The organism is Streptomyces albidus (ex Kaewkla and Franco 2022) (assembly GCF_013870515.1).
GTDB lineage: Bacteria > Actinomycetota > Actinomycetes > Streptomycetales > Streptomycetaceae > Streptomyces > Streptomyces albidus.
In genome coordinates this window covers 1-14,386 of record NZ_JACBXA010000155.1, presented here as the reverse complement: position 1 = coordinate 14,386, position 14,386 = coordinate 1, and the positions used below count along the sequence as shown (strand labels likewise).

Below are 14,386 nucleotides of genomic sequence, written 5' to 3'. Positions count from 1 at the left end.
ACCCGGCCGGCGGCGCGCAGGGACCACCCGTCCCCGTCCCTGCACCGTCGGCCGAAGTGAGGGGCCGGAGGAAAAATTGCGGCGGAGCAGGTCAATGGGCCCTGATTGCGGTGAGTTTGTGGCCCTACGTGTCAATCACGCAGGCCGCACCGGTGGTTAGACTCACCCGACTGCGATCACGGGACACCGGACGGCCGGGGAGGCAGGAGCAGGAGATGGTGCAGACGAAGAAGATCATGCTCTATGTGGTCGCCGTCTTCGCGCTCTATACGATCATCACGTCCCCGGCCCGGGCAGCCGACCTCGTCCAGATAGGTTTCGAGGGCATATCGAGCGCCGCACAGGGCGTGGGGGACTTCATGACGGAGCTCGTCAACTAGGCCCAGTCCGGCAAATCTTGCCGTACGCGCAACGCCGGCACACGCGCATTCGCCGCATCGTCGGACCCGCCGGGCTGCCCGCCCCGAGACCGGACCGCTGCCGTGCGGAGTCACGCCCCGGACGGCGCGCCCGACACCTCCTGATCCACCTTGCCGCAGACCCGGGACAGGCCGGGAACCCTTGCCCCAGTGGCCCTGGAGCGCCTCCGGCGTCCATGCCGGCCGCTCGGCATTCGGCCCTCGGCCGTCACCAGTGCGGGGGCCGTGCACCGTGCCACCCACCGGCATCCGGCTCGATCCTTACTCCGGGATACATGCTCGGAGGGTCCACGAGAGTTCTCAACTCCTCACCAACACGGCGCATTACGGTGCTTGCACACATTGCACATGTCTTGTGATGCTATGACCGCTTTTGGCCGATGAGTGGAGCCTGACCGACCCGGACCTTGAAGAGGTGGTGGCTGAGTGGCGGCGACCCAGACCCGCGAGAGTCGCAGCGCGGAGGCCCGGGCGCTCACCCAGGAGCTCTTCGAGCGGCTGGCCGAGCAGAAGCCCGGCACCGCCGGACACGAACGGGTGCGCACGGCGCTCATCGAGGCCAACCTTCCACTCGTGCGCTACGTCGCGGCACGATTCCGCAGTCGCAACGAGCCGATGGAGGACGTCGTCCAGGTCGGCACCATCGGCCTCATCAACGCCATCGACCGCTTCGACTCGGAGCGCGGCGTGCAGTTCCCGACCTTCGCCATGCCGACCATCATCGGCGAGATCAGACGCTACTTCCGCGACAACGTCCGCACAGTGCACGTCCCGAGACGGCTGCACGAGATGTGGGTGCAGGTGAGCAGCGCGACGGAGGACCTGACGACGGCGTTCGGACGCTCGCCCACCACGGCCGAGATCGCGGAGCGGCTGAAGCTGGCGGAGGAGGACGTGCTCGCCTGCATCGAGGCCGGACGCTCCTACCGTGCAACGTCGTTGGAGGCGGCGCAGGAGCGCGAGGACGGGCTGCCGGGGCTGCTCGACCGCCTCGGCTACGAGGACCCGGAACTGGACGGCGTCGAACACCGCGATCTCGTAAGGCATCTGCTCGTCCAGCTGCCCGAGCGGGAGCAGCGCATCCTGCTGCTGCGCTACTACCGGAACCTGACGCAGTCACAGATCAGCGCCGAACTGGGTGTGTCCCAAATGCACGTTTCGCGCTTGCTGTCGCGGAGCTTCGCGCGACTCCGGGCCGCGAATCGAATCGAGGCATAAGCGGACAGAGCCGTTCGTAACAACGGCCCAACTCCCCCGGCTATGCAGTTTTATCGACATGAGGCTACGTCGCGTTGCCTACTTGTGACATTCTGCAAGAGCTGCGTTTGCCGCAACGGTACTTCCGGTATGCAGGGGGAGGTGCCTCCCTCCAACGAGGGTGCCGCTGCGACCCGTCCGCGACCTCAAGGGGGTGGCATGTCCGTAGAACTGGGCAGCTCGAAGGTGCTCAACGAGAACACGACCGCCGACGTCGACGCCTTGGGAGCCCCCGAGGCCCCCGTACAGCAGCATGACGATGCCATCGACACGCGCACCCTCTCGCGCTCCCTCTTCCTGCGGCTCGCCGCACTCGACAAGGACAGCTCAGAGCGCACGTACGTGCGTGACACCCTCATCGAACTCAACCTCCCGCTGGTGCGTTACGCAGCCGCGCGCTTCCGCAGCCGCAACGAACCGATGGAGGACATCGTCCAGGTCGGCACCATCGGCCTGATCAAGGCGATCGACCGCTTCGACGCCGAGCGCGGCGTGGAGTTCCCGACGTTCGCGATGCCGACGGTCGTCGGCGAGATCAAGCGCTTCTTCCGCGACACCTCCTGGTCGGTGCGGGTCCCCCGCCGTCTTCAGGAGCTCCGGCTGGCGCTGACGAAGACCAGCGACGAGCTCTCCCAGTCGCTGGACCGCTCCCCGACCGTGCCCGAACTCGCCCACGCCCTCGGGGTTTCCGAGGAGGACGTGGTCGACGGTCTGGCCGTCGGGAACGCCTACACCGCCTCCTCGCTGGACTCCCCCTCCATGGAGGAGGACGGCGGCGAAGGCTCCCTCGCGGACCGCCTCGGCTACGAGGACGCCGCGCTGGAGGGCGTGGAGTACCGCGAGTCGCTGAAGCCGCTGCTGGCCAAACTGCCGTCGCGTGAACGGCAGATCATCATGCTCCGCTTCTTCGCCAACATGACGCAGTCGCAGATCGGCGAGGAGGTCGGCATCTCGCAGATGCACGTCTCGCGGCTGCTGACGCGCACGCTGGCGCAGCTGCGCGAAGGGCTGATCGCGGAGGAGTAGGGCGCCGCCCACTGCACGTACGCCCTCCACACGAAGGCACGCCGCACTGACGCGTGCGGCGTGAACCGCGGTGGGACCGGCCTGGTTTGAGGCACGGGCCGGTCAGCACACCGCGTACTCATGACCGGGCGACCGGCCGGCAGAGCATCACTCACCGGGTGATGGTGCGGTCGCTCGTCCGTCAGACGACTGCGAGCCAGATCGCCGCCGCGATCACCGCGATGACGGCGACCACTCCGACGACGACCCCGACCCGGGGGCCGGACGAAGCCGCCTGCGGGGCGGGGCCTCGCTGTGCGCGGGCGCCGCCGCCCTCCTCGTCGACGAAGGCGCGGAACATCTGCGTGCTGCCCGCCGGGTCCTGCGCGGGGTCGGGACCTTGCGAGCCATGCGGGTTGTGAGCCATGGGGCAGGACCCTAGCGAACGCCCCGCGACCCTCGACAGCCCCGGTCCGCGGCCATACGGAACCCTCACCTGAGCCAAGATCGGCTTTGCCGATTCTTTGCCTCCGGATATTTCAATTTCATTTGCGTACGGCAACTAAACGACTATGGTTGCCTCAAGCAACGATAAGCAGGGGGTGGGATGGCTGCCCGAGCCGCACGCAGGAGCTACGAGGAGCTGGCCCGGCACCTTAGCGGGATCGGCGCCGTCAGGCGAGAGATGGTGCGCGGATTCCCACAAGACTGCCCACCCGCCTCCGCTGCCGTACTGACACTTCTGCACAAGTACGGCGAGATGCGCATGGGCCGGCTCTCCGAACTGATGGCGATCGACATGTCGGTGACGAGCCGGCACGTCTCGCACGTCGAGGAGCGCGGGTGGCTCGAACGCCATCCCGACCCGCAGGACGGCCGCTCACGGCTGCTGAGCCTGACCGAACGGGGAAACCGACAACTGGACACCCTGTCCGAGGCCACAACTGAGGCCCTGGAGACGTTTCTTCACGACTGGACGGAAGAGGACCTCGCGCAGTTGAACGAGTTGCTGGAGCGCCTTCGGGAGAGTTTCGGCGACAGTCGTGCGCGCTTACCTCACCAAGGGCACCGCACAGACCACCGCACGGCATTGAAGAACAAGTAAGGAAGAGAATGGCCACGACCACACCATCCGGTGTGCAGGGCGCCGGCGCCGGAGGCGGGGCAGGGAACGCGTCGCAGACGCCCCCCGCCGCCTCCTCGGTGCCGGGCGGCGCCGCACCCATGACGCACCGGCAGATCATGGAGGCGCTGTCCGGGCTTCTGCTCGGCATGTTCGTCGCCATCCTGTCCTCGACGATCGTCGCCAACGCCCTCCCCCAGATCGTCTCGGAACTGGGGGGCGGCCAGAGCTCGTACACCTGGGTGGTGACGGCCTCGCTGCTGACGATGACCGCATCCACCCCGCTCTGGGGGAAGTTGGCGGACCTGTACAGCAAGAAGGTGCTGGTCCAGACGGCGATCATCATCTTCGTGCTCGCCTCCGCCAGCGCGGGCTTCGCGCAGGACACCGGCATGCTGATCGCCTCGCGCGCCGTGCAGGGCATAGGCATGGGCGGCATCTCCGCCCTCGTCCAGATCGTGATCGCGGCGATGATCTCCCCACGGGAGCGCGGCCGTTACACGGGTTACATCGGTGCGTCCTTCGCCGTCGCCATGGTGAGCGGGCCGCTGCTGGGCGGTGTCATCACCGACACCAGCTGGCTCGGCTGGCGTTGGTGCTTCTACGTCGGCATCCCCTTCGCCGTCATCGCGCTGCTGCTGCTCCAGCAGACGCTCCATCTCCCGCTGGTGAGGCGGAAGGTGAAGATCGACTGGTTCGGTGCCTTCCTCGTCGCCGCCTCGGCGTCGCTGCTGCTGATCTGGGTGACCTTCGCCGGCGACAAGTACGCTTGGCTCTCCTGGCAGAGCTACGCGATGGTCGGCGGGGCCGTCCTGTTGGGGCTGCTCTTCCTGCTCGTCGAGTCCAAGGCGTCCGAACCGATCATCCCGCTGCGGCTGTTCCGCAACCGCACCATCGCCCTGACCGCGGCCGCCTCTCTGTTCGTCGGCATCGCGATGTTCGGCGCGACGGTCTACCTCAGCCAGTACTTCCAGCTGGCGCGCGGTGAGTCGCCGACGAAGGCCGGCGTCATGACGATCCCGATGATCGTCGGGATGTTCGCCTCCACGACCCTCTCCGGGCAGATCATCAGCCGTACCGGCAAGTGGAAGATCTGGCTGTGCTCCGGCGGCGTGCTGCTGACCGCGGGCCTGGGCCTGCTCGGCACGCTGCGGCACGACACCGTCTACTGGCACATGGCCGTCTTCATGGCCCTCCTGGGCGTCGGCGTCGGCATGATGATGCAGAACCTGGTGCTGGCGACGCAGAACCAGGTGGCCCCGACGGACCTCGGAGCCGCCAGCTCGACGGTGAACTTCTTCCGCTCCCTCGGTGGTGCGGTGGGCGTCTCCGTCCTTGGCGCGGTCCTCTCCCACCGCATCTCGGACCACGTGAACGAGGGGCTGGACAAGCTCGGCATCAAGCACGGAGGCGCCACCGGCGGAGCCGGCAGCGACATCCCCGACCTGTCCGAACTGCCCCCGCCCATACGCCAGGTGATCGAGAGCGCCTACGGCCACGGCATCGGCGACATCTACCTCTACGCCGCGCCGGTGGCTCTGGTGAGCCTGCTGCTCGTGCTGTTCATCAAGGAAGTGCCTCTCAACACGAAGTCCGCGATGGAACAGACCCATGGGGCGCCGGACGACGGCGCGGCCGGCATCCAGCACTCCCTGCAGGCCGCGGGGCACCAGAGCCAGCACCTCGCCTCGGCGGCCACGGCGGCGGCCTTCGCCACGGCTCAGGAGACCGAGGAGAGCGAGCAGGGGGGCAACTCCCGGCACGCGGTGCGCGGCGTGGTCCGCAACTTCGAAGGGGTCGGAGTGCCGCGGGCCGCGGTGACCCTGATCTCGCTCGGCGGCAGCCAGCTCGGCCGCTCGGTGGCGCGGAACGACGGCCGGTACGGCCTGGACACTCCCGGTCCCGGCAGCTACGTCCTGATCGCCGCCGCCGACGGCCACCAGCCGCAGGCCTCGACGATCACCGTCGGGGACGAACCTCTCATCCGCGATCTGCGCCTCTCGGCCACCAGCGGGCTCGCGGGGCGCGTGCGCAGCACCGCGGACGGGCAGCCGGTGGCGGCCGCGATGGTCGTGGTCACCGACGCCAGGGGCGAGGTGCTGGCCACCGGACGCACGGGCGACCACGGCGACTTCCGGTTCGACGAGCTGGTGCCCGGCACCTTCACGCTCGCCGTCAACGCACCGGGGCACCGTCCCGTCGCGCGGCCGGTCGAGGTCGAGGGGCAGGGCATCAGCCGCATCGACGTCGAATTGCACGCGGGCGCCCGCGTGCAGGGCGTCATCCGGGCCGGCGTCGACACCAGTCCGCTGCCGGACGCGCGAGTGACGCTCGTGGACTCGGCGGGCAACGTGGTGGGAACCGCGACGACCGGTGAGGACGGCGCGTACGGCTTCACCGACCTGGACCCCGGTGACTACTCCGTCATCGCCAGCGGCTATCCGCCGGTGGCGACCGCCCTCAATGTCAGCGGCCCCGGTGCGGACAACTACGACATCGAACTGCACCACCCCAACGAGTAAGCCCCTTGCAGTCGCCGCGTGACCGATCGGTGCGGATCGACGTGAATGCGCGGTCCGCCCGAGCGGTCAACGCGGCGACCTGCAAGGAAGGCCCAGCAACGCACTTCCCGCCCGGCGGCGGCAGAGGGAAGACTGGGCAGCGGCATAGGACGGCTGGCCGTCCCGTTGCCGGGGGCCTGTCATGGGCCGGACGAGATGACCGGGCCTGAGCGAGAAGGAGCGAATCGAACGATGGCAGGCACAGGCGTGCGGGCGCAGATCCACACCCGCGAGGGATGGCCGGTACAGCACGCCGTGCTGACCGTCACCGACATGACGGGCGTACAGGTCCTCCGCGTGGAGGCGGACACGGAGGGCATCGCACAGACCGAGGAGGCGCTGCCCGCCGGTCCGTACACGGTGATCGCGACCGCGCTCGGCTACGCGCCGGCGGCCGCCACCGCGCTGGTCACCGCCTCGGGGCGGGCCGACCTGGGCACGCTGACGCTGATACGCCAGGGCGGGACCGAACTGCCGCCACCCGGACCGTGGACCATCGACCCGGTGCACTCGACGATCGGCGCGACGGCACAGCACCTGGGCATCTCCAGCGTGCACGGCCGGTTCACCGAGTTCAACGGGCGCGTGGAGATCGACGAAGAGCCGGAGAGGTCCTACGTCGAGGCCGTCATCGAGGGCACGAGCATCGAGACCGGCAACCGGATCCGCGACGCGCACCTGCGGTCCGAGGACTTCCTCAACGTGGAGAAGCACCCCCAGCTCACCTACCGCAGCCACGCCGTCGAGCCGTCGGGCACCGACCGCTGGACCGTGTACGGATGGCTCGCGATGCACGGAGTCGTACGTGACGTGGCACTGGACCTGGCCTACCTGGGCTACGGACCGGACCCCTGGGGCGGCACGCGCGCGGCGTTCAAGGCGACGGCCGAACTCAAGCGCGAGGACTTCGCGATGAACTACAACCAGATCCTCGCCGCCGGCATCGCAGCGATCGGGACGACGCTCAGGATCGAGCTGGACATCCAGGCCGTACAGGGAGAGGAACTCCCCGACCTCGAGTGAGGCCGACCGGGGGAAACGGGAGGCACGGCGGAATACCGCCGCGCCTCCCCCGGCTTCTTCAGGGCATGGCATCCAAGGAACACCGCGAACGGTTCGGCAGGATCGGCCTCTGGAGCACCGCGCTGGGCTCGCCTGACCCCGCACGGCGCACGGCGGTCACGGAAGCGGCGGCGGAGCTGGACGAGTTGGGCTACGGCGCCCTCTGGGTCGGCGGCAGCCCCGCCCTCGAACAGGCCGAGCCGCTGCTCGCCGCGACGTCCCGCCTCACCGTCGGCACCAGCATCCTCAACATCTGGCAGCACACCCCGGCCGACATCGCCACGGGGCACGCAGCGCTCAACACCGACCACGGAGGCCGGTTCGTGCTGGGCCTCGGCGTCAGTCACGCGGAGACGGCTCAGAACCAGCAGGCGAAAGAGGAGCTCCGGCAACGCCCGTACTCGGCGATGCGCTCCTGTCTCGACGAGTTGGACGCGGCGTCACCGCCCGTACCGGAGGGGCAGCGCGCGCTGGCAGCGCTCGGCCCCCGGATGCTGGAGCTGGCCGGGGACCGCGCGCTGGGTGCGCTGCCGTACCTGGTGACTGCCGAGCACACGGCCCGGGCGCGAACGTCGCTCGGTCCCGACGCGCTTCTCGCTCCCGAACTCAAGGTGGTGCTCGACACCGACCTGGAGCGCGCACGTACGACCGCCCGCGCCTACCTGGAGCGATACCTCGCCCTGACCAACTACCGCAACAGCTGGTTGCGCCAGGGCTTCACCGAGGACGACCTGAAGGGCGGCGGCAGCGACCGGCTGCTGGACGAGGTCTACGCACTCGGTGACGTCGACGCGGCCCGGGCGCGGGTGGACGCGTTCCTCGAAGCGGGCGCCGATCACGTCGCGCTCCAGGTCGTGACCAGCGACACCTTCAATGCGCTGCCGCTGGCGGAATGGCGCTCGCTGGCCGCGCTGCTCTAGAAGCGCTCCGGAAGCGGGCGCACCCGTGACACCCGACTCACTGGGGGCACAGGTCCGGTGCACGACTCCGTCCGGACACGACTCGGTGGCCCAGCCGTCCGGCTGGGCCACCGAGTTCACTCCCCGCTGCGCGCTCGCGCGCTCATCCGGTCACGTCAGCTGTTGACGTACCCCATGTACGTGTCCCAGTTCCAGTTCGGGCCCGGGTCGGTGTGGTCGTTGCCGGGGACCTCGTTGTGGCCGACGATGTGCGCCCGGTCCTTCGGGATGCCGTGCTTGTCGCACAGGTGCTTCGTCAGCGCGGCCGAGGAGCGGTACATGGCGTCCGTGAACCACGACGGGTCGTCGACGAAGCCCTCGTGCTCGATGCCGAGACCGGACGCGTTGCCGCCGCGGGCGTGCCAGGCGGTGTCGGCGTCGCGCACCATCTGCGTCACTTCACCGTCGGAGGAACGGATGACGTAGTGGGCGCTGACCTCCGCCTCGGGGTTCTTGAACCAGTTGATCGTCCCCGCGTACGCGCCCTGGGTGACGTGGATGACGACCTGCGAGATCGCCGCGGTCCGGCCGGTGTTGTAGTTGGCGGGGTCCGCGGGGTTCCAGATCGCCGGCGGGTAGTCGTCGCTCTTGGTCCCCGAGCCCGGCGCGGCCGCCTTCGCGAGCTTGCCGCGCTCAGGCGTCACCTTCTGCGGGGACATGTTGACCTTGGTGCCCTTGGCCGGGATGCCCTTGCTGACGAAGTCGAACGCGGCGTCGGCGTAGAGGCGCTTGAGCGAGGCGCCCTCGGCACCGCCGTACGCGGCGACCGCCGGGTACCAGGCCTCGACGCGGTCGCGGTCGGACGCCTTGAGCCCGGCCTTGTCCGCGAGGGCGCGGAGGACGGCGGCGCCGCCGCGGATGTTCGCGGCGTCCTGCTTCTTCAGGTCGGTCTTCGACTCGCCCGTGAGCTTCGCCGCCTGCTCGAGCGTCTTCCGCTCGGGGTTGCTGACGAGGTGCATCACGCCGAAGCCGTTGTCCTGGCTGGGCTTCCCTGCGTGGCCGTCGAGGTGGGTCTCGGCGTAGCCGACGGAGACGAGCAGGTCACGCGGGACGTCGAACTCCGAAGCCGCGTCACTGAACGCCTTGTTCATCGTCGGTTCGCCGGAGGCGGGAGCCGCGGTGGCCGACTGCCCGACGACGGCCAGGGTCGCGGCGAGTGCGCCGCCGATGCTCGCCGTCAGGACTCTCTTGCGTGTGTTCATCGCGTCTTGTGCCTCTCTGCATGTCCGACGCGTGGTGGGGGGTTCGAGCTTCCCGGCACCGGCCGGCGCGTCGGATCTCGGCCGGTGTCGAGTGGTCGGCGTGGTACGCCCGCGCGCCGCGTCCGGAAGGAGGGGGGGGGAGCCGGACGCGGCGCCGTTCTTGGGTGGTGCGGTGAACAGGTCGTTGGTGGTGCGGTGAGCAGACCTTCGACGGACGGGAAGGGCTCGCTCCTGCGAGCCCCGGTCCCCTCCCGGTCAGGCCCTCAGGGCGTGCACGGCAGCGAGACGCCCTGCTCGGCCATGTACGCCACAGGGTCGTCGCCGAAGCCGGTGCCGCCGTCGCGGTGGACCTCGAAGTGCAGGTGCGGGCCGGTCGATTGGCCCTCGTTGCCCACGGAGGCGATCCGCTGGCCTTCGGTGACGGTGTCGCCGACGGCTACGAAGCGCTCAAACATGTGGCCGTACTCGGTGACCGAGCCGTCGGGGTGCTTGATGCGCACCCACTGGCCGTAGCCGCTGGCAGGACCGGACTCGGTGACCGTGCCGGGGCCCGCTGCGAAGATCGGCGTACCGATCGGGGCAGCAAGGTCGACCCCGTCGTGACCGTCGTGGTATCCCTGACTGATCTCGGCCGCCACCGGGCACTTGCCCGGGAAGGCCGCCTTCTCGTTCGCGGCCGCGCTGGCGCTGGCGGGTACGGCCACGAGGGCGGTCAGGACGCCGCTGGCGGCGGCGAGCGCGAGCAGTGCGCGCTTGGAACGTCCGTTGTGGGGACGGGACATCGGTATTCCTTCCACGGATGAAGACGAATTCCGTGCGACCGCCAGTAGATGCAACCAGCCATGTACGCGACAACCCCGTTCGCGCAACAAGTGTCACTTTCTCGGCGGAGTGAAGGATTCAGGCGTCGCGAATCATCCCTAGGCACGTGTTTCGGGCCCCGTCTTCCGTGGTCCGACCAGTGAAAGACGAGCTCGTCTCACGTTGTGGACGAACTCGAGGGTCCCGAAAGGGCGTTGAGGTACGGAATCCGTAGCGTGACGCGGCACGGTCGGCGCGGAGGGGTCCGTACGCGCGAAGCGTGGCTCTTGCTCGCGCCCTCAAGTCCCTGCGGTCCGGCCGCACTTGAGGGCCCGGCCGGGACGTCCAGGTCTCAATGCGTGCGTCACGTGACGACCTTGATGTTGACCCGGTGGCTCTCGACGACCTGGCGTCCGTCGGCGTCCTTCGCCCCTGCCAGCGCGATGAAGAGCTTCGCGTACTGCTCCTGGACGTGCGCCGTGGTGATCCCGCCGAGGTCCAGCTGAGCGGATCGGGGCCAGCCCAGGTCGGCCAGCAGCCCTCCCACGGTGTTCTTCGCGTCGGTGTCATCACCGGATAGGAACAAGTGGGTCTGCTCAGCCAGCAGTTCAGGGCGGCTCATGATCTCGGCGGTCATCGTGCACAGGGATTTCACCACCCGCACGCGAGGAAGCGCCCGTTGGATCTCTTCACCGATCGAGCCCTCCGACGGGTGGAGGGCCCCGTCGTCGGTGAAGCCGATGCCCACGTCGAGCAGGACCTTCCCGTCGAGCGTGCCGGGACGCAGGGCACACAAGGCCTGCACCGTGACCGTGCCCGGCAGGGCACTGACCACGACGTCCCCGCGGGCCGCTGCGTCCCGCAGACTCGTCACGGCGAGAGACGACCCGGCGTGCTCCTCCGGCCGACGACTGCCGAGCACGACCCCGTGCCCGGCGGTCGCCCACTTCGTCGCCAGGGACCGTGCGACATGTCCTGTGCCCAGTAGTCCGATTCGCATGGGCAAGACGAAACCACGCGAGGGGGACGTGCGCCTCCGGCCGACGGCTCAACTCGGCCTCGGGCGGGAGACGTAGGCCCGCCCTACGCCGCATCGGCTTGACCACGCGGACCGGCTTCACGCCGTCTGCGCATGTACGCGCACGTATGGAAGCTCCACACCCGACCCGGAGCGACGCGTTGATGTCAGCCGCTTACGTCAAAGGCCCCCTGGGAAATCCCAGGGGGCCTTTGACCTGTGCGCGCTCGGCAGGATTCGAACCTGCAACCTTCTGATCCGTAGTCAGATGCTCTATCCGTTAAGCTACGAGCGCTTGACATCCGGCCGTTCAGCAGCCGGGCGGCGTTGCGGGAACAACATTACATGACCGGTGCCCAGAGGTGAAATCTGTTAGCCGCACCCGCTCTGAGCTGCGAAAAGGGGCCTCTGCGCGACCCGTGGCACACAGCACGGAACCCCGGCTGCGAGAGCCGGGGTTCCGATGATCACGGAGATCGAAAGCGGAGGCTGAGGGATTTGAACCCTCGATGGGGGGTTATCCCCAAACCGCATTAGCAGTGCGGCGCCATAGACCGGACTAGGCGAAGCCTCCACACACACGTCTTCGATCACGCGAAGTGGTGTGTGCTGATGATGGCACAGCCTCAAGGGCTGTCTCCAATCGGCCCCTACCGTACTCGGTCCCGGTGCCGCCGGGCAAAGCAATTGGCCTCACCGACTGCCGATGACCGGGAACGATCCCTGCGTTGACGGGCCGGACGCCGCAACGCGGTCGCGGTGAGCAACAGTGGAAAGGCATGGGAAGCAGCACGACGCCCGTACCGGCCAGGCACCCCGGACGTCAGCGGGACCGCCCCGGGAGAGGACTCTCTCCGAAGCCGAACTCCCCGCGCCCGTACGGCGATACGGCCTCCCCTCCCGTACCGGATCTCAGGACGCACCTGATGACGGGGCTCAGGCCACCGCGCGGCCACGCGGGAGCGGCGCTCGGAGAGCTCGTTGCCGCTCTCGTACGGAGAGGTGCAAGAGAGGTACAGAGAGGTGCGTACCTGTGGCGCCGAAGATGCCCTGGGAGGCGTACCTGCCGCGAGCGCGGTTGACGGCTGACGGCTGACGGCTGACGGCTGACGGCTGACGGCTGACGGCTGACGGCTGACGAGCATCACGGAAGCGGACGGGTCCTCCGCGCGCCCTGTCCCCGTGGCCGGGTTGCGACGTTCCGGTGGCCGGGTGCGACATCTCACCCGGCACCATGATCGCGGCGCCGGCCCCCGGCCCACCGCTCGTAACGAATGACCGGAAGGCCCGTTCCCCACCCCCCTCGCGGGCGGTCCAACCGGTGCCGATCGCCAACCTCTCCCTCACTTCTCCTGCCGCACTTGCACCGGCTGCCCGTAGACTCCCCCCTAGTGATACGGCCGGAAACAGCGGCACACTGGCAGCCGTGACCGGACCGGAGGAGACCGGCTGGACGGTCACCAGCACCGTGGTTATCAGGGAGGAAACGTCGTCGTGAGCAGCAGGCCATCCCGAGGCGCTGCTCGTCTCGCCGCCATACTCGACGCGCTGCCCGATGCGTTGCTGCTGGTGAACTGCAACGGGACGGTGGTGAACGCCAACACCATCGCGCTGGAAGCGTTCGAGACCCCCGGCACCGCACTGGTGGGGCGAGGGCTGCTCGATCTGCTGCCCGAGTTCGACTCGAAGCGGATCCCGGGTTCGATGCGCAGGCCGGACGAGGCCGCCGCCGAGCTCCAAGAGCGTCAGCGGCCGACGCGCATGGTCGCGCGCCGCACCGACGGCAGCGAGATCCCCGTCGAGGTGACCAGCGCCCTCCTGGAGGACGGGCGCACGCCCTACGCCTCCGCCTTCGAGGCGGCCTTCGCCGACCACGGTCCCGGCAGCGGCAACTCCTACACGGGCGACGAGCTGCTGATGCTCGTCGTGCGTGATCTCACCGGCACCCTCGACACGGAATCCGAGCTGGCCCGCCAGCAGCGCCAGACCGAGATGATCCTGCGCGCGGCGTCCGAGGGCGTCGTCGGCGTGGACACCGAGGGCCGGATCGTCCTCGTCAACCCGGCTGCGGCCCAGATCCTCGGGTACCGCGCGGGCGACCTCGGCGGCAAGGAGCTGCATCCCCTGGTGCTCCACTCGCGGCCGGACGGCAATCCGCTGCCGTACGAGGAGACCACTCTCGCCGACACCCTCAAGTCGGGACGCAAGCACAGGGTGCGCGCCGGCCAGGTGCTCTGGGCGAAGGACGGGCAGGCAGTGCCCGTCGACATCACGACGGCACCCGTGCGCGACGGCGAACAGCTCGTCGGCGCGGTGGTGACCTTCAGCGACCGGCGGGCCTACGAGTCGCTCGCGGGCAGGCAGGCGCAGCTGTCGGCCGTGCTGCAGGAGTCGCTGCGCGGGCCGCTGGACCAGCTGCGGAGCGAACTGACCGGACTGGCCGCCGACCCCGCCGGCCAGCTGTGGCCCGAGGCGAACCAGATCCTGCACCACCTGGCCGCGGGATACGCGCGGATGACGACGCTCGTGGACAACGTGCTCGGCTACCAGCGCCTCGACGCGGGCCGGGAGAAGCTGCGCCGGGAAGTGGTCTCCCTGGACGGCGTCGTGGCGAACGGCGTCGAGGGCGCGGTGGAGCTGATCGGCCCGGGGCGCGCCCAGTTCGCGGTGCACGCGCCGCCGATCGAGGCCGAGGTCGACGGCGAGCGGCTGGCGACGGCACTCGCGCATCTGATCGCGGACGTGGCCGGCGTGGACGCGACGGGCAACACCCCCGTGGTGACGCCGGGCCTGGACTCGACGATCGTGGTCGCGGCCGCGCAGCGTGGCGATGTCGTACGGATCGAGGTGCGCGGCCCGTACAGCGGTGGGAATCCGGTGCACGAGCCGATCGTGCGGGGCATCGTCGAGCGACACGGCGGTGTGCTGCAGACGCACGAGGTGCCGGGCGCCGGCGGCAACGCGTACGTACTGGAGGTG

Annotated in this window: 11 protein-coding genes, 2 tRNA genes and 1 pseudogene; 8 read left to right on the top strand and 6 right to left on the bottom strand. The window is 69.2% G+C overall.

The window, feature by feature from the left end; translation table 11 throughout:
• Positions 1-215: 215 nt before the first annotated feature.
• The 3 genes from H5J26_RS20725 to H5J26_RS20715 all read left to right on the top strand — a co-directional run bounded on the left by H5J26_RS20725 (position 216) and on the right by H5J26_RS20715 (position 2,702).
• Positions 216-380 carry a hypothetical protein gene (locus H5J26_RS20725; protein WP_181767417.1) on the top strand — a complete coding sequence of 55 codons (165 nt, stop codon included), beginning with the start codon at positions 216-218 and terminating at the stop codon, positions 378-380.
• 465 nt (positions 381-845) lie between these two features.
• Complete coding sequence (locus H5J26_RS20720; RefSeq protein ID WP_181767416.1) at positions 846-1,637, top strand: RNA polymerase sigma factor SigF; 792 nt, start codon at positions 846-848, stop codon at positions 1,635-1,637.
• A gap of 198 nt (positions 1,638-1,835) precedes the next feature.
• Entirely contained in the window at positions 1,836-2,702 is an 867-nt protein-coding gene (locus H5J26_RS20715; RefSeq protein ID WP_181767415.1) for an RNA polymerase sigma factor SigF, read from the top strand.
• A 181-nt stretch (positions 2,703-2,883) separates the two neighbouring features.
• Here H5J26_RS20715 and H5J26_RS20710 read toward each other — a convergent pair whose 3' ends face one another.
• Positions 2,884-3,108, bottom strand: coding sequence for a hypothetical protein (locus H5J26_RS20710; protein ID WP_181767414.1), 225 nt, complete (start codon positions 3,106-3,108; stop codon positions 2,884-2,886).
• A 180-nt stretch (positions 3,109-3,288) separates the two neighbouring features.
• Here H5J26_RS20710 and H5J26_RS20705 point away from each other — a divergent pair, with 180 nt between their 5' ends.
• From H5J26_RS20705 to H5J26_RS20690, 4 genes are all read left to right on the top strand, one after another.
• Positions 3,289-3,786, top strand: coding sequence for a MarR family winged helix-turn-helix transcriptional regulator (locus H5J26_RS20705; protein WP_181767413.1), 498 nt, complete (start codon positions 3,289-3,291; stop codon positions 3,784-3,786).
• A gap of 8 nt (positions 3,787-3,794) precedes the next feature.
• Positions 3,795-6,326: an MFS transporter gene (locus tag H5J26_RS20700; protein ID WP_181767412.1), complete on the top strand. Its 2,532-nt coding sequence runs from the start codon at positions 3,795-3,797 to the stop codon at positions 6,324-6,326.
• A gap of 231 nt (positions 6,327-6,557) precedes the next feature.
• Complete coding sequence (locus tag H5J26_RS20695; protein WP_181767411.1) at positions 6,558-7,388, top strand: YceI family protein; 831 nt, start codon at positions 6,558-6,560, stop codon at positions 7,386-7,388.
• Between the two features lie 65 nt (positions 7,389-7,453).
• Entirely contained in the window at positions 7,454-8,347 is an 894-nt protein-coding gene (locus H5J26_RS20690) for an LLM class F420-dependent oxidoreductase (RefSeq protein WP_181767410.1), read from the top strand.
• A 164-nt stretch (positions 8,348-8,511) separates the two neighbouring features.
• On the opposite strand, the pseudogene H5J26_RS20685 reads toward H5J26_RS20690, so the two are convergent.
• The 5 genes and pseudogenes from H5J26_RS20685 to H5J26_RS20665 form a co-directional block, all read right to left on the bottom strand.
• Positions 8,512-9,588 (bottom strand): annotated as a pseudogene (locus tag H5J26_RS20685) (N-acetylmuramoyl-L-alanine amidase); the annotation flags it as partial.
• A gap of 263 nt (positions 9,589-9,851) precedes the next feature.
• The gene (locus tag H5J26_RS20680; RefSeq protein WP_181767408.1) at positions 9,852-10,370 is read right to left on the bottom strand and encodes a M23 family metallopeptidase; all 519 of its coding nucleotides are present in this window, start codon (positions 10,368-10,370) and stop codon (positions 9,852-9,854) included.
• 383 nt (positions 10,371-10,753) lie between these two features.
• Complete coding sequence (locus tag H5J26_RS20675) at positions 10,754-11,389, bottom strand: NADPH-dependent F420 reductase (RefSeq protein ID WP_181767407.1); 636 nt, start codon at positions 11,387-11,389, stop codon at positions 10,754-10,756.
• A gap of 240 nt (positions 11,390-11,629) precedes the next feature.
• Positions 11,630-11,702: transfer RNA gene (locus H5J26_RS20670), tRNA-Arg, on the bottom strand.
• Positions 11,703-11,890: 188 nt separating this feature from the next.
• Positions 11,891-11,981, bottom strand: a tRNA-Ser gene (locus H5J26_RS20665).
• Between the two features lie 920 nt (positions 11,982-12,901).
• Between H5J26_RS20665 and H5J26_RS20660 the strand changes: the two genes are divergently transcribed.
• On the top strand, positions 12,902-14,386 hold a 1,485-nt coding region (locus H5J26_RS20660; protein WP_181767406.1), incomplete at its 3' end, for a PAS domain-containing protein.